The sequence below is a fragment of the Pseudomonas sp. TZ252 genome (assembly GCF_056110345.1).
This window is the reverse complement of the sequence record NZ_CM148566.1, coordinates 5,073,794-5,093,989: the sequence shown is the minus strand read 5'-3', so window position 1 is coordinate 5,093,989 and position 20,196 is coordinate 5,073,794. Positions and strand designations below refer to the sequence as shown.

Here is a 20,196-nt window from a genome sequence, read left to right as displayed (position 1 = left end):
GAGGCTCGACACATGAAAACCCGTCAACTCGGCCACAACGGCCCTTCCGTCTCCGCCATTGGCCTCGGCTGCATGGGCATGACCGACTTCTACACCACCGGCGGCGACCGCCAGGAGGCCATCGCCACCCTGCATCGCGCCGTGGAACTCGGGCTGAACTTCTTCGATACCGCCGACATGTACGGCCCGCACAGTAACGAGGAACTGCTCGGCGAGGTCCTGCGCGGCAAACGCGAGCAGGTGTTCCTGGCCAGCAAGTTCGGCATCGTCCGCGACCCTGCCAATCCCCGGGCGCGCGGCGTCGACGGCAGCCCGGCGTACATCCGCCGCGCCATCGAAGGCAGCCTGAAGCGCCTCGGTACCGACCGCCTGGACCTGTACTATCAGCACCGCATGGACCCGCAGGTACCCATCGAGGACAGCGTCGGCGCCCTCGCCGACCTGGTGAAGGCCGGCAAGATCCGCCACATCGGTCTCAGCGAAGCCTCGGCGGAAACCCTCGAGCGTGCCCACCGGGTGCACCCGATCAGCGCGTTGCAGAGCGAGTACTCGCTGTGGACCCGCGATCCGGAGGACACCGGGGTGCTCGCCGCCTGCCGTCGCCTGGGCATCGCCTTCGTCCCCTACAGCCCGCTGGGTCGAGGCTTCCTTACCGGCACCCTGAAGCGCCCGGAAGACTTCGCCGCCGACGACTACCGTCGTTTCAGCCCGCGCTTCCAGGGCGAGAACTTCGCGAAGAACCTGAAGCTGGTGGACAAGGTCGGCGAACTGGCCGCAGCCAAGGGCGTGAAACCCTCGCAACTGGCGCTGGCCTGGGTGCTGGCGCAGGGCGATGACCTGATCCCGATTCCCGGCACCAAGCAGCGGCGCTACCTGGAGGAGAACGTCGCCGCGACGGAATTGCGCCTGAGCGCGGCGGAACTGGCCGAGCTGGATGCGATCTTCCCCGCCGAGGCGGTCGCCGGCAGTCGCTATAGCGAGGAAGGCATGCGCCTGGTCAATCTCTGAGACAGTGAAGCTGCGGTCACGTCCCCGTATGCCGGAGCCTGGTTGTAGGGCGAATCACCGCTTGCGGTTATCCGCCGCTTATCCGGGGTTTCGGCGGATACCGCCTGTGGCGGTATCCGCCCTACGGGTCTCTATCGCTCGCAATTTCCTGGCTGCCTACACGGCGGGAAAACGACGACGGGGCGGCCGCCATCGGCAACCGCCCCGCTCCCCTCGGCGCCAGGCGAACCTCAGGGCGTCCACCAGTAGCGCACCACGTGGAAGAAGATCGGCGCGGCGAAGCACACCGAGTCCAGGCGGTCGAGCATGCCACCGTGGCCTTCGATCATGTGCCCCCAGTCCTTGACCCCACGGTCGCGCTTGATCGCCGACATCACCAGGCCGCCGAAGAAGCCCAGCAGGTTGATCAGCAGCGCGATCAACGCCGCCTGCCAGAGGTTGAACGGGGTGATCCACCACAGCGAGGCGCCGATGGCGGTGGCCAGGGCGATGCCGCCGACGAAGCCTTCGACGGTCTTCGACGGCGACAGGTTGGGAGCGATCTTGCGCTTGCCGAACAGCTTGCCGCAGATGTACTGCATCACGTCGGAGAGCTGCACGACGATCACCAGGTAGGCGATCAGCAGCAGGTTGCGCCCCTCGAAGCCGGGGATGTCGAGGGTCAGCAGCGCCGGCACGAAGGAGATACAGAACACCGCCAGCATCAGGCCCCACTGCACTTTCGAGGCGCGCTCGAGGAAGTGCTTGGTGTCGCCGCCCAGCGAGGCGAGGATCGGCAACAGCAGGAACACGTACACCGGGATGAAGATCGAGAACATGCTGTACCAGTCGATGTAGATCAGCAGGTACTGCATCGGCAGCACGAAGTAGAACGCCGCCACCAGCGCCGGGTAGTCGCTGCGCCGGGTCGGGGTGAGGGTGATGAACTCGCGCAGGGCGTAGAACGACACGCCATAGAACAGCAGGATCACCGCCGCCTGGCCAAGCCAGAAGGCGAAACCGATCACCAGGACCATCGCCCACCAGGCGTTGATCCGCGCGTTCAGGTTGTCGATCACCGCGTTCGGGCCGGGACCGGCGCGCCACTTGAGGACGAAGCCGACCAGCGAGGCGAGCAGCAGCAGCGCGCCGATCCCGCCGAAGAGCATCCAGGTCTGTTCGTTCATCTCAGGCCTCCTCTTCCGGCGCCAGGTCCAGCAAGGCCATGCGCGCTCGTTCGAGGAACGCCTCCTTGCCTTCTTCCGCCGTGGCGACCAGCGGCTTGCCGAAGCTCAGGGTGCAGAGCAGCGGCAACGGCAGCATGCGGCCCTTGGGCATGACCCGGTTGAGGTTGGCCAGCCAGACCGGCACCAGCTCGACGTCCGGGTGGGCCAGGGACAGGTGGTAGATACCGCTCTTGAATGGCAACAGCTTGACCTCGTCGTCCAGGTTGCGGGTGCCCTCGGGGAAGATGATCAGCGAATCGCCGCCGTCCAGGGCGCGGTCGAGGGGTTCGAGCGGATTGGCATTGGCCTCGCTGCGCTGGCGGTCGACCAGCACGCCGTTGAACACCTTGTTGATCACGTAGCTGCGCAGGCCGGCCTTGTTCCAGTAGTCGGCGCCCGCCACCGGCCGGGTACGCCGCCGCACCTCCGGCGGCAGCGAGGCCCAGAGCAGGACGAAGTCGCCATGGCTGCTGTGGTTGGCGTAATAGATGCGTTGCTTGGGGATCGGCGTGGTGCCCAGCCAGAGGCTGCGCAAGCCGGTGATGGCGCGGGCGCCGGCGATGATGCCATAGGCGACGACTGATTCGAGCATGGGAAGACTCTTCAGGTTTGAGCGTTGAATAGAGGGATCGACAACAGGCACGACAAGGCCAGCAGGAACTGGGCGCCACAGGCCAGCGCCTGCCAGCGTAGCAGGCGCAGGGCGCCGCGGCTGCGCTGGTGCCAGGTGCGCCCTGCGGCGTCCGCTCGGGCCAGGCCGAGATCGGCCAGGGCCCGGTCCAGGTCTTGGGTCTGCGCTTCCAGCCTGTCGCCGACGCGGCTGAAACGTTCGAACAGTTCGGCGTCCAGGGCCACTCGCAGCGCCCAGTACTTCTGCCACAGGCCGAGCAGGGCGATCGCCAGCATCGCCGCAGCGAAATAGCGCCAGCCGATGCCCTGCACGGCCTGGTACAGGCCCAGCCCGATGGCCAGCAGGGTCAGTGCGGCGGACAGCCGGTCAAGCTCGCGGCCACGGCGCAGCAGGGCCGCCACCAGGGCCAGGGTTTGCTCAGGCATGGCGCACCTCGCCCAGTTCCGCCGATGGCTCCGGCACGCTCCCGCTCAGCGCCGCGAGGGTCCGCCGCTGGGCCTCGCCCAGCAGCACTTGCGGTCGCGCCCGACGTAACACGGCCACGGCCGACTCGACGTCCGCCGCGCGGCCGCTGAGCAGCAGCCAGGCGGCGACCAGCGTGGCGCTGCGCGAATAGCCCAGGGCACAGGCCACCAGCAGCGGCCCTTGCGCCAGCAGTTCGTCGATCAGCACCGCTGCGCGCCGGCAGTCCTCGACGTCCGGCGCGACCAGGTCGAGCAACGGCAGGCTGCGATAGGCCAGCCCCTGCGGCTCGCAGGAAAGTTCGGCGGTAGCGTCGAGCAATGCGCGGAAGCGGCCGTCGGCCAGTTCCGCGGACGACGGCAGGCGCCCCAACCAGAGGCCCGGCAGCACCTCGTCCGGCTGCGGCCGGCGACGGGTCCAGAGCCAGGCGTTGATCCGCGCGGCAAGCAGATATGGCGCCAGCAGCCAGCGCGCGGCGGCGCTCAGGCGGCCAGTGCTGCCCTTCTGGAAGCCGGCGGCGCCGAACAGCAGGTAGTTCAGCGCCACCAGCGCCAGCGCCAGCGCCGGCCAGCACAGCCACAACGCCGCACCGCCGACGGCAAAGGCGACGGCGGCGCAGGCCAGCGCGCCGAGGCCGTAGCGAGCGGCCAGCCGCCGCCGTTGCCGGTCGCGGCTCAGACTGGCGCGGGCGAACGGCGCGGGCTGCGCCTGCGGCCACAGCCAGACGCACAGCCAACCGGCCAGCGCGCCGGTGGGCACGTCGATGAAATGGTGCTGCCAGGTGGTCAGCACCGACAGCCCGATCAGCGCGAACCAGCCATGCAGCAGCCAGCGCCAGGCGCCGCTGGCGTAGCGCGCGTAGCAGACCCAGAGCACTACCAGCAGGGCGATGTGCAGCGACGGTGCCTGGTTGTACGGTTTGTCGAACCCCATCAGCACGTCGAACAGCCAGCCGAACACGCCGCCCAGTTCCGGCCGTTCGAAGGTGAAGCGCAGGGGGAACAGCAGGAAGCAGGTCACCGACAGCACCTGGGCGCTGAGCAGGCGCAGGCAGTGGGTGTCCAGCTCGCGCTTGTCCCGCGGCAACAACAGCGACAGGCCGTAGAGCAGGTCGATCGACCAGTACGGCAGGATGGTCCAGGGCCACAGCGGCATCCCGCGTTCCCAGTCGAAGACCAGGCTGCCGACGTCGCCGCGCTGGCTGGTCAACCAGTTGGCCAGGCCATAGCTGGCGAAGAAGAACGGGCCGAGGAACAGCAGCCAGAGCACCGCCCGCTTCAGTACCCCCGGCTCGCGCGGCGCCATCAGCGGGCGACCTTCTGCGCCAGCGATACGCTGAAGATGCCCCACTGGTCGACCCGCTGGGTGATCTTGCGGAAGCCGGCGGCGGCCACCAGCTGGTCCATTTCCGCCTGGGTCCGGCGCCGCATCACCCAGGCCTGGCCCTGGCGGTGGCTGGTCAGCGCGCGGGCGATCAGTTCCAGCTGCGGGTGCCAGGGCTGTCCGGTGTAGACCAGGTAGCCGCCCTCCTCCAGCGCCTCGCCGAGGCCGGCGAGGGAGTCGCCGACCATGCGGTTGTCGGCGAACAGCTCGTAGAGCCCGGAAACCACCCCGAGGCTCGGCTTCGGTTGCAGCGCCGCCAGGTCGGCGCGATCGAAGGCATCGCCCTTGACGAAGCGGGCGATGCCGGCGAGGCCCTTGCTTTCGATCAGGGCGCTGCCGTCACGCACGTTGATCTCGCTGTAGTCGCGCAGGAGGATGCTTTCCGGCAGCGGCTCGACGCCTTGCAGGGCTTCGAGGATGTAGCGGCCGTGGCCGGCGGCGATGTCGACGATGCGCACCTCGCGCTGCTCCTCGCGCAACCGCTGCATGGCCAGGCGCAGCAGTTCCTCGACGTGCAGCTTGCGCTGGCGGATGCCGCGCCAGCCGATGGAGTCCAGGTAGTTGCGGTCGATCAGGCGACCCAGCGGGCCGCTGCCGCAGGGCTGGTTGCGGTAGACATAGTCGAGGGTGCTGCCGGAATCGAAGCCGGTGTCGAAGCCCAGCTTGACCCCGTCCGACCACAGGCTGCCCAGGCGCAGGCCGGCACGGGTGGCGCGCCAGTAGAGATCGCGCGGCGAGTTCTTCGGCAACGGCGCGGCCAGCGCCTCGGCCTCGGCGCAGGTATGACCCAGGCGGTCGGCATCGAGCAGGCTCGGTCGTTCGGGGGCCGTGGCGAATGCCTCGAGGAGGAAGCGCCGGGCACGGCCGACGGCCAGGTGACGATCGCGCTCGCCAAGGGTGTCGTGGAAGAAGCCGGGCAGGATGTGCTTTTCCTTGCGCAGGCTGCCGAGACGCTCGAAGAAGCGCTCCTGCGGCGCACGGTGGACGACGAAGTCGGCCCCGGAAATCAGCAGTTGGGTGGGAATCTGGATCGCCTGTGCGTCCGCTACCACCCGCTCGGCAGCTTCGTAGAGGCCGAGCAGGACGTTCACCGAGATCGCCTTGGCGATCAGCGGGTCGCTGTCGTAGGAGGCGATCCGCTGCGGGTCGTGACTGAGGAAGCGTGCCTTGACATAGCTGTTGACGAAGAAATTGCCGCGCCACAAGCGCATCAGTTTCAGCCCGCTGCGGGCGAACGGCACGTAGAGCTTGACCTGAAACGCCGGCGAAGCCAGCACCAGTGCGCGCACCTTCGGCGCGTAGTCGTGGGCCCAGGTGGAAACCAGCACCGCGCCGACGCTCTGCGCCACCACCGCCATCCGCTCTTCGGCGATACCGTGGACGGCCTGGATATGGTCGACGAAGGTCTGTACGTCGCGCACGCTGGTGGCAAAGCTCGGGCTGTCGCCGCGGGCGCCTGGCGAGAGGCCGTGGCCACGGGCGTCCCAGGCGAAGAAGTCGTGTTCCGGCAGGTCGAGTTCGTCGACCAGGTGGGCGATCCGCCCGGAGTGCTCATGGCCGCGGTGGAACAGCAGCACCGCCTGGCGCGTGCCGTCCGGCGCCGGGCGGCTGGCCGGCCAGTGGCGGTAGAAGAGCTCTACCCCGTCGTGGGTGGTGAAACGCAATTCCTGTACGTCGCGCATGTGATGTCCCTATGTCGTTGCCCCGGCCGGGATCCCGGCGGGGTTGCTTCCTGCGGGCGCCCACCTCCATGGCGTTCGCCCGTTCCCTCTCAGGCCTGGCCGTCGCTGCCCTGTCGACTCGCGGCCAGCTCGGCCAGGCCCTGGCGCACGCGGTTGCCGATGGTCAGCAACAGCAGGGCCGCGATCAGCAACATCAGCCAGTCGATCCAGGCCAGCGGCAACAGGCCGCTGGCCACCCCGGCGCCGATCACGCCGAAACACAGCGCCCGGTCGCTCTTGCCCATCGGGCCGTCGTAGCGGCGCGAAGCGCCGACCATGGTGCCCAGCGCGCCGGCATATTCGCTGATCACCGCCAGCAGCACCACCAGCACCACCCACAGCGGGTTGACTCCCGGCAACAGGGCGAACGGCAGGTACAGGCCGCTGTCGGCGATCACGTCGGTGAGTTCGTTGAGGTAGGCGCCCAGGTCGGATTTCTGGCCGAACTCGCGGGCGAGCATGCCGTCCACCGCGTTCAGCGCCATGCGCAGGAACATCCACAGCGGAACGAGGGCGAACAGCCAGAGATGGCTGGCGAAACCGGCGACCAGCGCGCCGACCAGCAGCGACAGCAGGCAGGCCGCCAGGGTCACCTGGTTGGCAGTGATGCCGCGCTGGTAGAGGCGCTGCACGCCGGGACGAAGAAGATTCTGAAAGCGCGGTTTGAGTTGATAGACGGAAATCATGTCAGCCAGTCCTTGTGCCGAGTTGCTTCGGGCACCGACCTGGCGGTCGGCGCCCGCTCCATTCTACGACGTCGATGCGCCGCTAAAAGTGACACACTTTTATGCGTTACGCATGGTCCGTATCAGCGCATCCGTCAGAAATCGCGCTTGAAGAACAGGTCCAGCGAACTGGCCAGGCCGCTCGCCGCTTCGAGATAGAGGCGTTTGGTCAACTGGTAGCGCAAGGCGATGGTATTTGCCGGTTCGAACACTCCAACACCATAGCGCAGGCTGAGCTTGTCGGTGATATTCCCGCTGGCGACCACGCTGGTGCTGTTGCCGGTGCCCTCGGTGTCCAGCTGGAAGTCCTGGATGCCGAGCTGCTTGGCGATTTCCCCGGTGAGCGGTGCGCTACCCGCCAGGCCCAGGGCCAGGGCCGCCTCGCCGAGCATGTTGCTGTCTTCGCCGGTGCTCATCGGCCGCCCCAGCACCAGGTAGGACAGCGCCTGCTCCTGGCTCATCGCCGGTTCGGAGAATACCGCGCTGGTCGGCTGCTCGGCGCTGCCGGTCAGGCGCAGGCCGGCGACCACATCGTCGACCCGGCGGATCGCCTCGATATCCAGGTACGGCTGGTCGATCGGTCCGGCGAAGAACAGCCGCGCCCTACGAATCGTCAGGCGCTGGCCGTAGGCACGATAGCGGCCCTTGTTCAGGTTCAGCTCGCCGCGGGTATCCAGGTTGTCGCCGATGTGCAGGTGGCCGGCCAGTTCGGCGCTGAGGCCGAAGCCGGAGAACGCCAGCTTGTCCTGGCCGACCTCGACATCGATGTCCATCTTCATCTTCAGCGGCTGCTGCTCGGGCTGCTCGGAGCCGACGATCACCGCGTCGTCGGAGACCTTGACCGTCGATGGCGGCAACTGGCGGATGGTGATGTCGCCACGCGGCACCAGGACCTTGCCGGAGATCGCCAGCTCCTGGCCGGCCATGCCGATCTTCAGGTCCGGTTCCACCTCCAGTTGCGCATAGGGATCGACCACCACCGGCAGGCGGTTGCCACGAATGTTCAGGGCGACGTTCAGCGCCTCGCCCCAGCTCAGGTTGCCGGACAGGCTGCCCTGGCCGTACCTGCCGCTGCGCCAGCCGCCGCCGAGTTCCAGGCTTTCGCCAGCGATGCGAGCGTCGAGGGAAAGGTTCTCGAAGCTGGTCGGCAGCTCGCCGCCGCCGATGTTGCCGTCGCTCAGCGTCACCCGTCCGTCGACCCGCGGCGCCAGCAGGCCGCCGGACAGCCGGCCGCTGCCGTTCAGCCTGCCTTGCAGTTTCTCCACCATCGGCACGAACGGGCGCGCCACCGACAGGTCGAGGCCGGCCAGGCTGAACTCGCCGCTCAGCGGCTTGCTCGCCGGGCGCGGGTCGATCTGCGCCTGCACCCGCAACTCGCCGAGCTTCGGTCCGCGGAAGTCGAGGGAGGTATCGACGCGGTTGGGCGCCAACCGGCTCTCCAGGCGCAGGCTGTCGTAGCCGACGTCGACCCACTGGCCCTGGTCGCGCAGGCGCAGCGTACCGCTGCCGGCGTCCAGGCTGACCACGCCGCTCGGGCCGCGGGCCGGAACGTCCAGTTGCAGGTCGCCGTTCAGCTTGCCCTGCCAGGCGAAGTCCTCGGGGAACCATTGCTTCAGGCTGTCCAGCGGGAAGTCGCGCAGGGTGTAGCGCAGCCGCGGCTCGGGCAGCAGGCGCTGCTCGCCGCCGCAGAGGCTGGCGGCGCCGGATACCCAGCAATGTGCGCCGAAATTGACCCTGCCGTCGGCCAACCGCTCCAGGCGCGCCGGCTGCTGTAGCTTCCAGTCCTGGCCGCCACTGCTCAACTCGCCGCGCGCCAGGCGACCGCGCCAGTTGCCGCGCTCCAGTTGCCCGTCGAAGGCCAGGCCGAGCTTGAGCAAGGCACCTTGCAGGTCCAGTTCCAGTTGCTGGCGGCGTTGGTCGCCGCGGGCATTGGCCTTGAACAGGCCGAGATCGGTTTCGCCGCTGCGCAGGCCGGAAGCGACCAGCGCCAGGGTGCCATTCTGCCGGGCATCGAGGTTCGCCTGCAGGTCGAGGCCGGCGATGCGCTGCTCGGCGTAGGCGATCTGCTGTCCCTTGAGGTTCAGCCTGCCTTGCGGCGCCGCGAGGCTGCCAGCCAGGTCGAGGCGTCCGTCGAGGCGACCGAAGAGTTGCGGCCAAAGCTGGCCGAGACGGTTCAGGGCGATGTCCAGGCGGCCTTGCAGGCGCTGGTCGAGCGCCCCGCTGCCCTGCACCTTGTTATCCCCCAGGCGCAGGTCGAGGTTGCCCAGCGTCCAGCGCTGCCCCTCGCCTTCGGCGCGCGCCTGGACTAGCGCCGGCTGGCCGCGCAGGCGGCCCTTGACGTCGAGATCCACGCCCAACGCCAGCCGCTCGTCGCGAACACTTCCCTGGCTACGCAAGGGACCGGCCAGTGAACCCGGCAGCTCGGCGACCCAGTAAGCCGGGTTCAGTTCGCTGAGCTGCAGGGCGGTATCCCAAGCCACGCCATTGTCGAAACGCAACGTCACCCGCCCCTCGGCCTGGCCTTGCCCGGCGCGGAGCTGCAGCGACGGCAGGTTGAGCTGGACGAGGTCGCCGGACACCGGGCTGGCCAGCGTGAAGTCGCCCGCCGGACCGCTCGCCGCCGCGCTGAAATTGCCCAGGTAGCGCTGGTCCTGGTAATGCACTTCCGCCTTGAAGGTCTTCAGCGTCACCGGCGGCGGCTCCGCCAGCGGATACAGGCGCAGCCAGGGGAAATCCTTCCAGTCCAGGGTCGCGTCGGCGGCCAGGCTTTCGCGCCAGTCCAGGCGTCCGACCAGCTCCAGGCGCTGCTCGCCGCCAGCGTCCAGGCGCAGTTGGCGGATATCCGCGCCCTGGGCGTCGACCCGCCCGTCCAGGCTCAACGCCACCGCCCCACCCTCGCCCGGCAGGCTGGCGCCACCGCGGATCAGGTAACCGCTCTTGAGATCGCCGCCGGCATCGAGCTGGATGGCATTCAGGGTCAAGGTGTCCGGTAGTCCGGCCGCCCCCTTGAAACCGTCGGCGCGGATCAGCAATCGTGCCGGCAGGTTTTCCGCCAGCGCCTGCAACTGTCCTTCCAGGCTGCCGTCCAGGTAACCGCTGCTGCGGCCTTTCAGGGTCAGCGCCTGCTGCAGCTCACCGCCGACCTGGACGGCCAGCTTCCACGGCTTGCCTTCGGGAGCGGGCAGGCCGAGCGTGGCTTCGGCCTGCAAGGGCCAGTCGCCGCTCGGCTGCAAGCGCCCCTGGAGCGCCAGGTCCAGGCCGAAGCCCCGCGCCGTCAGCGAGTCGATGTGCAGGCCATCGGCCAGCCAATGGGCCGCCAGCTTGAGTTCGGCGACCTGCTGGTTGCCGTCGAGCAGGAAGCTGCCGACCGCCACTTCGCCGAGCTCGATGCTCAGCGGCAGTTTCAGCGTCGGCAGGCTGATCGGCCCGCTGTCGGCGCTGTCGCCGCTCGGCGGCAGGTCCAGCGCGACCCGTTCGGCGGCCACCCGCTGCAGGCACAGGCGCAGCCCCGCCAGGCAGGCCGGCGACCAGCGCAGTTCCGGCCGCTCGACGACCAGTTGCGTACCGTCCTGCGCCCAGGACAGTCGCTGTGCCTGCCAGGCGCCACCGAGGCGACCCTCGAAGCCGCTGACCTGCAGGCCCGGCACGCGGCCGAGCAGCCAGGCGCTGCCGGTCTGGGTGCCGAGCAGCGCAGCGAGTCCCAGGAGCAGCGCGAGGAGCAGCCCGACTATGGCCAGCAAGGTGATCTTCAGCGCCTTCACAGTTCTGGCCCCATGGAGAAGTGCAGGCGGAAACCGCCGTCGTCGTCGAGCGCATGGGCCAGGTCGAGGCGCAACGGGCCGACCGGCGAGACCCAGCGCACGCCGAAGCCGACCCCGGTCTTGATCGACGGGAAGTCCAGCGAGTTGAAGGCGTTGCCCTGGTCGACGAAGGTCGCCAGGCGCCAGCGCTCGGCCAGCGGATATTGATACTCGACGCTGCCGGCGATCATGTAGCGGCCGCCGATCTTGTCGCCATCGGAATTCTCCGGCGACAGCGTCCGGTAGTCGTAGCCACGCACGCTCTGGTCGCCGCCAGCGAAGAAGCGCAGCGAGGGCGGGATCGACTTGTAGTCGTTGGTGGCGATTCCGCCTACCTGCAGGCGGCCGAGCAGGCGATGGCCGCCGGCGAAGCTGGTCAGGCCCTTGGCCATGGCGTCGACATGGAGGACGTCGGCGTCGGCCAGCAGGCCTTCCTTCGCCCCCTTGACGTTGAACTGCAGGCGGTAGCCATGGCTGGGGTCGACCTTGTTGTCGGTCTCCAGCAGCGAGTAGCCGATCCCCGGCATCAGGAAGCTGCTCAGCCCGGAGTCGTCGCCCAGCTTGTACTCCTCGCGCATCCAGTTCAGCGAAACCACCCGCTGCCAGCCATCGGGCCGCTTGCTGTGCCATTCGCCGCCAAGGGTCAGCAGCTTGCTCTCGGTGTCGACCAGGTCTTCGAACTGGTAGCCGCTGGTGAAGCGCAGCTTGTCGGTGAGCGGCGGATCGAGGGGAATCTCGTACCAGGCGCCGACGTTCTGCCGTGGTGCGGAGATTTCCGACTCGAATCCCAGGCTATGTCCTTCGGCATTCACCCAATGGCGGGTCCAGTTGAACCTCGCGCGCGCCCCGACGTCGGTCGAGAAACCGAGGCCGACGCCCATGGTCCGGGGCTTGCGCGCCTCCAGCCGGACCGCTACCGGGATCGCCTGGCGCGCGCCGTCGGCCTGCGCCTGGGTCGGCGCGGCGTCGACCCGCACGCCCTCGAAGTAGCCGCTGGATTGCAGATTCTGGTTGAGTTCGGCGATCAGTTCGGAGTCATAGGGTTGGCCGGCCTTGAACGGCACCATGCGGCGCAACAGTTCTTCCTCGATGATCGAGTCGCCGTCGAAGCTCACCTTGCCGAAGGTGTAGCGCTGGCCGCTGTCGTAGACCAGGTCGATGTCGGCGATGCCGGCGCGCGGATCGATGCTCAGGCGCTGGGTGCTGAAGCGGCCCTGGAAGAAGCCGTAGCGCGAGGCCTGGTTCTGGATCAGCCGCTTGGCGTCCTCGTAGACGCCCTGGTTCAGCTTCGCGCCCGGTTTCAGCTGCTTGCCCGACGGCAAGCGGAAGCTCTCCAGGCTGGCGGCCTCGCCGAGCACCTGGATATTCACCTGGCGCAGGCGCACGGGCTCGCCGGGCACTACCTTGAGCGTGAGCTTCGGCGGCTTGCCGTCCTTCACCTCGCTGTCGATCTGCGCCTGGAAGTAGCCGAGCGCCTGGGCCGCCTTTTCCGCCTGCGCCTCGGCATTGCGGCGGAAACGTTGCAACGCCGCCTCGTCCCGCTCGCCGAGGCTACCCACATAGGCCTCGATATTGGCCTTCAGGGCGGCATTGGCGGGGGTGACGCGCACGCTAAGCTGGCTCTCCGCGAAGGCGGCCGTACTCAGGCACAGCAGCCCGGCCAGCGGGAACCGGAACAATCCTTGAGTCAGTCTCATGGCGCGGATGCTACGCAGGCGGGTGGCGCGCGTCCAGATTTGCGCGGACGCCGCCGACCACCTCCTGACATTCGGGTTTTATGACGCCAAGCGCCTGACAGGCATGGCTTTTCTCGCGCGTCCGGGGGAACGCTCAGGTCGCCGCCGGCGTCTCGCCAGGATGCAGGAGGACGTGCTCGCGCACCGCTCCCAGCGTCACCTCGCCGATCTCGCGGTAGCCGTGCCGCTGGTAGAAGTCCAGGTAGCGCGCATTGCCGGTATCCAGGACCAGCCCCTGCGAAGCGGAGTCCTCGGCGCACCAGCGCTGCACGGCGGCCAGCAACTGCTCGCCGATCTGCCTGCCCTGGTACTCGGGATGCACGCCGAGCATCGGCAACTGGTGGTGGGGGCCGACCGGCAGGCAGGCCTGCACCGCCCGGTGGTAATCCAGGTAGCGCCGGGTCGCGGCCAGGCCGACGCTGAACAGCATGCGCAGGCGCCAGCTCCAGCTCTCGGTGATATCCAGGCGCCGCTGCGGCGGCGTGATCAGGGCCGCCGCGACCAGCCGATCGTCGATGAACAGGCCGATGGCCGGCAACTCTTCGCCCAGATGGCGCTCGACCATCTCCCGGACGCAGGCACGCACGCGCTGGTCGTAGCCGGCGCGCTGCGCATCCATCAGGTAGGCGAAGGTCGGTTCGTGGCGGTAGGCGTGGTAGAAAAGCGAGCGGACTTCGCGGCTATAGCCGTCGTCGAGCAGACGAACATCGGAGACCTGATCAGGCATGGAACGCATTCCTTGTCGGCCGCAGGCGCAGCGACACGCACGCTTCGCCACGGCGATTGGTCGAGCGGATGGCCTGGCCATCCCCGTCCGCGGCAGACCACAGGGCCGGCAAGGCGCCAAGCCACACAGCCATCGGGTACCCGGCGGACACTAGCACAGCGCCTTCAGGGTCGCCAGGCATCCCCCGGCTGGGCTAGCATTCCTGTTTTTGCCAGGACGCCCACCATGAAAATCGTCTCTTTCAATATCAACGGTCTGCGCGCCCGGCCGCACCAGTTGGCGGCGCTGATCGAGCGGCACCAGCCCGACGTGATCGGGCTGCAGGAAACCAAGGTCGCCGACGACCAGTTTCCCCAGGCCGAGATCGAGGCGCTCGGCTACCACGTCCACTACCACGGGCAGAAAGGCCACTACGGCGTCGCCCTGCTCTCCCGCCAGGCGCCCCTGGAACTGCATCGCGGCTTCCCGAGCGACGGCGAGGAATCCCAGCGGCGCTTCATCTGGGGCACCTTCAGCGACGCCCAGGGCAACCCGATCACCGTGATGAACGGTTACTTCCCGCAAGGCGAGAACCGCGAGCATCCGACCAAGTTCCCGGCCAAGCAGCGCTTCTACGCCGATCTCCAGTCGCTGCTGGAGAACAGCTTCAAGCCCGAGCAGGCCCTGGTGGTGATGGGCGACATCAATATCTCGCCGGAGGACTGCGACATCGGCATAGGCGAGGAAAACCGCAAGCGCTGGCTGAAGACCGGCAAGTGCAGCTTCCTGCCGGAAGAGCGCGAATGGCTGGCTACCTTGAAGAACTGGGGCCTGGTCGACAGCTTCCGGGCCCTGAATCCGGAGGTGAACGACCGCTTCAGCTGGTTCGACTACCGCAGCCGTGGCTTCGAGGACAACCCCAAGCGCGGCCTGCGCATCGATGTGATCCTGGCCAGCCGGGTGCTGCAGTCGCGCTTCAAGGACGCCGGCATCGACTACGACCTGCGCGGCATGGAGAAGCCCTCCGATCACGCCCCGATCTGGCTGGAACTGGCCTGAGGCTCAGCCCAAGGAAAAGGCTCATCCCCCGGATGAGCCTTCAGGCGATCGCTACCTGGTCCGGGCGATCTCGCCGACGCCGCCCCCCTATCCGGCGCGGGGCCTTTCCCTCAGGCAGGATTGTCCACCCGCGGCCCCTTCAGCTCCACTCGATTGCCATCCGGGTCGAAGAAGTACAGCGACCAGCCGTCGCCCTCGGCGCCGAAGCGGATTTCCGCGGGAACCTGCGGGACCAGGCCGAACCCCTCGAGATGGGCGACCAGCGCGGCCTCGTCGAACGGCTCGATGCGCACGCAGAAATGGTCGACGTTGCGCCCTTCCCCACCCGGAGCCGCACCGCCCTCCCGGCCGAGCGCCCCGGACACCGCGACCAGATCGAGCATCGACGTGCCCAGGCGCAGATGGGCCAGCTCCAGGTCGTCGCGCCACTTCACCACCACGCAACCGAGGACATCGCGATAGAACGCGATGCTGCGTTCCAGGTCACGGACCCGCAGGACGATGTGATCGAGACGTTCAACGACGAAGGGTTGCATGGTCATTCACCTCTTGGACCGTGGACTATGGCAAGACTTTAGCCAGCACACCTCGGGTTGATAATGGTTTAATCCCTGATTCATTGATTACTGACAGTGAATTATCCCCGTGGATCACCTCACCGCTCTCAAGGTCTTCCGCGCCGTGGCCGCGAATGGCGGCTTCGCCGCCGCGGCCCGGCAGATGAATCTCTCGCCGGCCGCCGTGAGCAAGAACGTCGCCGAGCTGGAAGCGCACCTCAAGGTGCGCCTGATCAATCGCACCACCCGCAGCATGAGCCTGACCGAGGCCGGCGAAGTCTACCGGCAGCGCCTGGAGCGCATCCTCGACGACCTCGAGGCCGCCGACGCCGCGCTCACTTCGATGCAGCAGGGCCCCAGCGGCCTGCTGCGGGTCAGCGCCCCGCTGACCCTCGCCCTCACTTGCCTGACCCCGGCCATTCCGGCTTTTCTCCAGCGTTATCCGGACCTGCGCCTGGAACTGCTCCTGCAGGACGGCCGCCAGGACCTGATCGCCGAAGGCATCGACCTGGCCCTGCGTGGTAGCGACCGGGTTGCGGACTCCGGCCTGGTCGCCCGCCCGCTGCTGGTCCTGGAGCACGTGCTCTGCGCGGCGCCGGCCTACCTCAGTCAGCATGGCCAGCCGCTGCGGCCGGAGGCCCTGCGCGAACACGAGTGCATCCGCTTCAGCCTCTCTGGCCATGCCGACCGCTGGACCTTCCGCAAGGACCGCGAGTGCATAGCGGTGCCTATCGCCGGCCGTTACCGGGTGTCCTCCAGCCTGGCGGTGCGCGATGCCCTGCTCGCCGGCTTCGGCTTGAGCCTGATCCCACAGCTGTACGTACAGGCGGAACTGGCCGAAGGCCGCCTGGTTGAATTGCTGGCTGACTGGAAGGCCGACGAGACGGCGATCCACGCGGTCTATCCATCGCGCCAACTGGCCGGCAAGACCCGGGTGTTTCTCGACTTCCTGACCGAGACAATGGCGCAGGGCCATGATTCCCCAACGCTGTAACCTTAGCGTCACCCGTCTGACTTAATCTCGCCGGCAAATCCCTTCCCCCATAGAAGACGATGCCCGCGATGCCACACCGCCAGCGCGCCAGTGACAAAGACCTCTGGAGCCGTACCCTGAGCCTGGTTTTCCTCGGATTCCTCTGTTACGCCTTCCCCTGGTCGGTATTCGCCGCCCCCTTGCCGATCCCCACGGACGACACGCCGGCGCTGCGCATCCAGGGTTCCAACACCATCGGCGCGAAGCTCCTGCCGGCCCTGGTCGAGGGCCTGATGGAAGAGGAAGGCCTGGAGGATATCCGCCGTACCCCCGGAGAACGGGAAAACGAACTCCATCTGATCGGCAAGAGCCGCGACGGCCGCCTGGTGAGGGTGGAGCTATCCGCCCACGGTTCGAGCACCGGCTTCGCCGCCCTCCTCGAACGCCACGCCGAACTCGCCGCGGCCTCGCGTCCCGTCAAGGACAGCGAAGTTCGCGCCCTGGCCGGCTTCGGCGACCTGCGCAGCCCATATGCCGAGCAGGTGATCGCCATCGACGGACTGGCGATCATCCTGCATCCGGACAACCCGCTGGCCTCGCTGGACACCGCGCAACTGGCGGCGGTGTTCGCCGGCGAGGTGCGTACCTGGGAAGAACTGGGCGGCAAGGGCGGCGCCATCCGCCTGTACGCTCGCGACGAGCAGTCCGGCACCTACGACACCTTCAAGGAACTGGTGCTGGCCAGTCACGGCAAAAGCCTGGCCAGCGACGCCCGCCGCTTCGAATCCAACGATCGGCTGGCGGCCGCGGTGAGCGCCGATCCGCACGCCATCGGCTTCGTCGGCATCGCGTCGGTGGGCCGGGCCCGCGCCTTGGCCATCGCCGACGGCGAATCGCTGCCGATGGCGCCCCAGGAAAGCCTGATCGCCACCGAGGACTACCCGCTGTCGCGCCGCCTGTTCCTCTACCTGAAGCCCGGCGAGAAGAACCCCTGGGCCCAGGCCCTGGTACGTTTCGCCCAGGGCCCGCGCGGCCAGGCGATCGTCACCCGCAGCGGCTTCGTCGCGCAGAAGATCCAGGCGGTGCAGATCGCACCGCGCCCGCAGATGCCCGCCGAATACCGCAAGCTCGCGGAACAGGCGCGGCGCCTGACGGTGAACTTCCGCTTCCAGGAAGGCAGCGCGCTGCTCGACAACAAGGCACTGCTCGACGTACAGCGTTTGCTGGACTACCTGCGGCAAAATCGGAAGTTGCAGGAGCGCACCGTGCTGGTGGGCTTCGGCGATCCCAAGTCCGACGCCGAGCGCTCGGTCCTGCTTTCGCGCCTGCGCGCCATGGCCGTGCGCCGCGAACTGGCCCGCGGCGGCGTGAGTTTCCGCGAGATCGCCGGCTTCGGCGACGAGTTGCCGGTCGCCAGCAACGACCAGGAACTGGGCCGACAGAAGAACCGGCGGGTGGAAGTCTGGGTCTACTGAACGCTGTAGCACTTTGTAACCTCGCCGTTTTGCCGGCGCCCGGAGCCTGGTTTATTTTTTCCGAGTGACTGCGGGCCCCTCTGACGGTAAGCAATTGCCGCCATGTCGGAGTCACATGACCATCCGACAATTCGAAGCGAGGGGGCCCAATGGCAGCTCTGCATGCATTTCTCACCGAACCGTTCCTCGGTACGGCTACCTGGTTCTGGCTGGCCTTCCTGGCCATCGTCATCGTTCTCCTGGTCCTCGACCTCGGCGTGCTGCAACGCGACCACCACGAAATCGGCGTGCGCGAAAGCCTGCTGCTGTCCGCCGGCTACTTCGCCTGCGGCCTGGCCTTCGGCGGCTGGGTCTGGTACGCCTTCGGCCCCACCAGCGCGGTGGAGTACTACACCGGCTTCCTGGTCGAACAGTCGCTATCGATGGACAACGTGTTCGTCATGGCGATGATCTTCAGTTTCTTCGGCATCCCCCGCCGCTACCAGCACCAGGTGCTGTTCTGGGGCATCCTCGGCGCCATCGTCCTGCGGGCGATCATGATCGGCCTGGGCGCCGCGCTGGTGAAGGAATTCGACTGGATCATGTACGTGTTCGGCGCCTTCCTGCTGTTCAGCGGCGTGAAGATGCTGTTCAACAAGCACGAGGAAGAACCCGACCTGGAGCACAACCCGGTGCTGCGCTTCCTGCGCAAGCACATGCGGGTGACCAAGGAACTGCACGAGCATCACTTCTTCGTCCGCCTGCCGGACGCCAGCGGCAAGCTGGTGCGCTACGCCACCCCGCTGTTCTTCGCCCTGGTGCTGATCGAGCTGGCCGACCTGGTGTTCGCGGTGGACAGCGTGCCGGCGATCTTCGCCATCACCCAGGACCCGTTCATCGTCTACACCTCGAACATCTTCGCCATCCTCGGCCTGCGCGCCCTGTACTTCTCGCTGGCGGCGATGATCCACCGCTTCGTCTACCTGAAATACGCCCTGGCCCTGGTGCTGGTGTTCATCGGTGCGAAGATCATGCTCCACGGTGTGATCGGCAAGATTCCCGCCGGCCTCTCGCTTGGCGTAACCTTCGGCCTGCTGGCGGGCGGCATCCTGCTCTCCCTGCTGAAGACCCGCACACCGAAAGCCACCGTCGAGGACAAGGCCGAACCGAATGCCGAACACGCTCTGGATCGAACGTCTGGACACCCACGCTGAACCTTTCTGGCGGGTCCGCCTCGGCACGCGCGGGATCTGCTTCCGCAACGAGCGGGCGGCCCGCGAGTTCGCCGCCCTGCTGCACAGCCGTCGCGCGTGGCAGCTGGAACGCAACGCCGAGGAAAAAGGGGCGGAGTCCCCGGAATGAAAAAGGCCCGCATCCGCGGGCCTTTCCCCTATACCACAGCCGTCAGCGGCTGCTGCGCAGCATCTCCCTGGGCACGTACTTGCCCAGCTCGAACTTGCCGATCGCCGCGCGGTGCACCTCGTCCGGACCGTCGGCCAGGCGCAGGGTGCGCTGCATGGCGTACCAGTAGGCCAGCGGGAAGTCGTTGGAAACCCCGGCGCCACCATGCATCTGGATCGCCCGGTCGATCACCTTCAACGCCACGTTGGGCGCCACCACCTTGATCTGGGCGATTTCGCTCTGGGCGATCTTGTTGCCCACGGTATCCATCATGTAGGCGGCCTGCAGGGTCAGCAGGCGCGCCATGTTGATCTCCATCCGCGAGTCGGCGATGTGGTCGATGTTGCCGCCCAGGCGCGCCAGCGGCTTGCCGAACGCGGTACGGCTGACCGCGCGCTTGCACATCAGTTCGAGGGCGCGTTCGGCCATGCCGATGGAGCGCATGCAGTGGTGGATGCGGCCCGGGCCGAGGCGCCCCTGGGCGATCTCGAAACCGCGGCCCTCGCCGAGGATGACGTTCTCGTAGGGCACCCGCACGTTCTCGAACAGCACTTCGGCATGGCCATGCGGCGCGTCGTCGTAGCCGAACACCGGCAGCGGGCGGAGGATCTTCACCCCGGGGGTGTCGACCGGTACCAGGATCATCGAGTGCTGCTGGTGGCGCGGCGCGTCCGGGTTGGTCAGGCCCATGAAGATCAGGATCTTGCAGCGCGGATCACAGGCGCCGGAAGTCCACCACTTGCGCCCGTTGATCACCCAGTCGTCGCCCTGGCGCTCGGCGCGCGCCTCCATATTGGTGGCGTCGGACGAGGCCACGCCCGGTTCGGTCATGGCGAAGGCCGAGCGGATCTCGCCGCTCAGCAGCGGTTCCAGCCAGGTGCGCTTCTGCTCCTCGCTGCCGTAGCGCACCAGCACCTCCATGTTGCCGGTATCCGGCGCGGCGCAGTTGAAGGGTTCCGGCCCGATCAGCGAACGGCCCATGATTTCCGCCAGCGGCGCGTATTCGTGGTTGGCCAGCCCGGCACCGTACTCGGACTCGGGCAGGAACAGGTTCCACAGCCCTTCGGCCTTGGCCTTGGCCTTAAGCTCTTCCATGATCGCCGTCGGCTGCCAGCGGTCGCCCTCGGCGACCTGGCGCTCGAACACGGCTTCGGCGGGATAGACATGCGCTTCCATGAACGCGCTGACGCGTTCACGCAGCTCCTGGACCTTGGGGGAATAGGCGAAATCCATGGGGGATACCTTCTGACGGGTTGGCAGGCGAGGCATCGGACAAAGGCGCTGGTAACGATGCCGGAACAGGGCTTAAGATTTGCCCAGTCTATTTTTTCCGTCCATGAACATTCATGATCCATATGGGGGTCATCCAAGCCCC

Annotated in this window: 17 protein-coding genes; 6 read left to right on the top strand and 11 right to left on the bottom strand. The window is 67.6% G+C overall.

The window, feature by feature from the left end:
• Positions 1 to 12 precede the first annotated feature (12 nt).
• Positions 13 to 1,008, top strand: coding sequence for an aldo/keto reductase (locus tag ACYAF3_RS23840; RefSeq protein WP_105579281.1), 996 nt, complete (start codon positions 13 to 15; stop codon positions 1,006 to 1,008).
• Positions 1,009 to 1,238: 230 nt separating this feature from the next.
• Here ACYAF3_RS23840 and ACYAF3_RS23835 read toward each other — a convergent pair whose 3' ends face one another.
• The 9 genes from ACYAF3_RS23835 to ACYAF3_RS23795 form a co-directional block, all read right to left on the bottom strand.
• Complete coding sequence (locus ACYAF3_RS23835) at positions 1,239 to 2,174, bottom strand: phosphatidate cytidylyltransferase (protein WP_003089962.1); 936 nt, start codon at positions 2,172 to 2,174, stop codon at positions 1,239 to 1,241.
• A 1-nt stretch (position 2,175) separates the two neighbouring features.
• A complete protein-coding gene (locus tag ACYAF3_RS23830; RefSeq protein ID WP_003113327.1) occupies positions 2,176 to 2,805 on the bottom strand; it encodes a lysophospholipid acyltransferase family protein in 630 nt (209 codons plus the stop codon).
• A gap of 11 nt (positions 2,806 to 2,816) precedes the next feature.
• Complete coding sequence (locus ACYAF3_RS23825; RefSeq protein WP_023128141.1) at positions 2,817 to 3,269, bottom strand: hypothetical protein; 453 nt, start codon at positions 3,267 to 3,269, stop codon at positions 2,817 to 2,819.
• Positions 3,262 to 4,611: a phosphatase PAP2/dual specificity phosphatase family protein gene (locus tag ACYAF3_RS23820; RefSeq protein ID WP_003116853.1), complete on the bottom strand. Its 1,350-nt coding sequence runs from the start codon at positions 4,609 to 4,611 to the stop codon at positions 3,262 to 3,264. The genes ACYAF3_RS23825 and ACYAF3_RS23820 overlap by 8 nt, the downstream gene beginning before the upstream one ends.
• Positions 4,611 to 6,371 (bottom strand): bifunctional alpha/beta hydrolase/class I SAM-dependent methyltransferase, encoded by a 1,761-nt coding sequence (locus ACYAF3_RS23815; RefSeq protein ID WP_016253364.1) that lies wholly within the window; start codon positions 6,369 to 6,371, stop codon positions 4,611 to 4,613. The genes ACYAF3_RS23820 and ACYAF3_RS23815 overlap by 1 nt, the downstream gene beginning before the upstream one ends.
• 89 nt (positions 6,372 to 6,460) lie before the next feature.
• The gene (locus ACYAF3_RS23810; protein WP_073658717.1) at positions 6,461 to 7,096 is read right to left on the bottom strand and encodes a CDP-alcohol phosphatidyltransferase family protein; all 636 of its coding nucleotides are present in this window, start codon (positions 7,094 to 7,096) and stop codon (positions 6,461 to 6,463) included.
• Between the two features lie 134 nt (positions 7,097 to 7,230).
• The gene (locus tag ACYAF3_RS23805; protein ID WP_073658716.1) at positions 7,231 to 10,896 is read right to left on the bottom strand and encodes a translocation/assembly module TamB domain-containing protein; all 3,666 of its coding nucleotides are present in this window, start codon (positions 10,894 to 10,896) and stop codon (positions 7,231 to 7,233) included.
• Positions 10,893 to 12,632 (bottom strand): autotransporter assembly complex protein TamA, encoded by a 1,740-nt coding sequence (locus ACYAF3_RS23800; RefSeq protein WP_004343881.1) that lies wholly within the window; start codon positions 12,630 to 12,632, stop codon positions 10,893 to 10,895. The genes ACYAF3_RS23805 and ACYAF3_RS23800 overlap by 4 nt, the downstream gene beginning before the upstream one ends.
• A 133-nt stretch (positions 12,633 to 12,765) precedes the next feature.
• Positions 12,766 to 13,479 carry a GNAT family N-acetyltransferase gene (locus ACYAF3_RS23795; RefSeq protein ID WP_004350004.1) on the bottom strand — a complete coding sequence of 238 codons (714 nt, stop codon included), beginning with the start codon at positions 13,477 to 13,479 and terminating at the stop codon, positions 12,766 to 12,768.
• 144 nt (positions 13,480 to 13,623) lie between these two features.
• Between ACYAF3_RS23795 and xthA the strand changes: the two genes are divergently transcribed.
• Entirely contained in the window at positions 13,624 to 14,436 is an 813-nt protein-coding gene (gene xthA / locus ACYAF3_RS23790; RefSeq protein ID WP_003104469.1) for an exodeoxyribonuclease III, read from the top strand.
• A 110-nt stretch (positions 14,437 to 14,546) separates the two neighbouring features.
• Here the strand turns inward: xthA and ACYAF3_RS23785 are convergent, their stop codons facing one another.
• A complete protein-coding gene (locus tag ACYAF3_RS23785; protein WP_003124543.1) occupies positions 14,547 to 14,978 on the bottom strand; it encodes a VOC family protein in 432 nt (143 codons plus the stop codon).
• Positions 14,979 to 15,072: 94 nt separating this feature from the next.
• On the opposite strand from ACYAF3_RS23785, the gene ACYAF3_RS23780 reads away from it, so the two are divergent.
• The 4 genes from ACYAF3_RS23780 to ACYAF3_RS23765 all read left to right on the top strand — a co-directional run bounded on the left by ACYAF3_RS23780 (position 15,073) and on the right by ACYAF3_RS23765 (position 18,782).
• On the top strand, positions 15,073 to 15,987 hold the full coding sequence (locus ACYAF3_RS23780; protein WP_079392610.1) for a LysR family transcriptional regulator: 915 nt from the start codon (positions 15,073 to 15,075) through the stop codon (positions 15,985 to 15,987).
• Between the two features lie 59 nt (positions 15,988 to 16,046).
• Entirely contained in the window at positions 16,047 to 17,441 is a 1,395-nt protein-coding gene (locus ACYAF3_RS23775) for a substrate-binding domain-containing protein (RefSeq protein WP_073671398.1), read from the top strand.
• A gap of 149 nt (positions 17,442 to 17,590) precedes the next feature.
• Entirely contained in the window at positions 17,591 to 18,634 is a 1,044-nt protein-coding gene (locus ACYAF3_RS23770) for a TerC family protein (protein ID WP_003104462.1), read from the top strand.
• On the top strand, positions 18,591 to 18,782 hold the full coding sequence (locus ACYAF3_RS23765; protein WP_003160407.1) for a hypothetical protein: 192 nt from the start codon (positions 18,591 to 18,593) through the stop codon (positions 18,780 to 18,782). Before ACYAF3_RS23770 ends, ACYAF3_RS23765 begins: the two co-directional genes overlap by 44 nt.
• Before the next feature lie 42 nt (positions 18,783 to 18,824).
• Here ACYAF3_RS23765 and ACYAF3_RS23760 read toward each other — a convergent pair whose 3' ends face one another.
• A complete protein-coding gene (locus tag ACYAF3_RS23760; protein WP_003089998.1) occupies positions 18,825 to 20,054 on the bottom strand; it encodes an acyl-CoA dehydrogenase in 1,230 nt (409 codons plus the stop codon).
• Between the last annotated feature and the right edge of the window lie 142 nt (positions 20,055 to 20,196).

Excerpts from the sequence above, each read along its gene's own strand:
- ACYAF3_RS23800 (WP_004343881.1), bottom strand. The coding sequence starts at position 12,632 with ATGAGACTGACTCAAGGATTGTTCCGGTTCCCGCTGGCCGGGCTGCTG.
- ACYAF3_RS23840 (WP_105579281.1), top strand. The coding sequence starts at position 13 with ATGAAAACCCGTCAACTCGGCCACAACGGCCCTTCCGTCTCCGCCATT.
- ACYAF3_RS23835 (WP_003089962.1), bottom strand. The coding sequence starts at position 2,174 with ATGAACGAACAGACCTGGATGCTCTTCGGCGGGATCGGCGCGCTGCTG.
- xthA (WP_003104469.1), top strand. The coding sequence starts at position 13,624 with ATGAAAATCGTCTCTTTCAATATCAACGGTCTGCGCGCCCGGCCGCAC.
- ACYAF3_RS23825 (WP_023128141.1), bottom strand. The coding sequence starts at position 3,269 with ATGCCTGAGCAAACCCTGGCCCTGGTGGCGGCCCTGCTGCGCCGTGGC.
- ACYAF3_RS23760 (WP_003089998.1), bottom strand. The coding sequence starts at position 20,054 with ATGGATTTCGCCTATTCCCCCAAGGTCCAGGAGCTGCGTGAACGCGTC.
- ACYAF3_RS23765 (WP_003160407.1), top strand. The coding sequence starts at position 18,591 with ATGCCGAACACGCTCTGGATCGAACGTCTGGACACCCACGCTGAACCT.
- ACYAF3_RS23785 (WP_003124543.1), bottom strand. The coding sequence starts at position 14,978 with ATGACCATGCAACCCTTCGTCGTTGAACGTCTCGATCACATCGTCCTG.
- ACYAF3_RS23830 (WP_003113327.1), bottom strand. The coding sequence starts at position 2,805 with ATGCTCGAATCAGTCGTCGCCTATGGCATCATCGCCGGCGCCCGCGCC.
- ACYAF3_RS23770 (WP_003104462.1), top strand. The coding sequence starts at position 17,591 with ATGGCAGCTCTGCATGCATTTCTCACCGAACCGTTCCTCGGTACGGCT.
- ACYAF3_RS23815 (WP_016253364.1), bottom strand. The coding sequence starts at position 6,371 with ATGCGCGACGTACAGGAATTGCGTTTCACCACCCACGACGGGGTAGAG.
- ACYAF3_RS23810 (WP_073658717.1), bottom strand. The coding sequence starts at position 7,096 with ATGATTTCCGTCTATCAACTCAAACCGCGCTTTCAGAATCTTCTTCGT.
- ACYAF3_RS23820 (WP_003116853.1), bottom strand. The coding sequence starts at position 4,611 with ATGGCGCCGCGCGAGCCGGGGGTACTGAAGCGGGCGGTGCTCTGGCTG.
- ACYAF3_RS23795 (WP_004350004.1), bottom strand. The coding sequence starts at position 13,479 with ATGGCCAGGCCATCCGCTCGACCAATCGCCGTGGCGAAGCGTGCGTGT.
- ACYAF3_RS23775 (WP_073671398.1), top strand. The coding sequence starts at position 16,047 with ATGCCCGCGATGCCACACCGCCAGCGCGCCAGTGACAAAGACCTCTGG.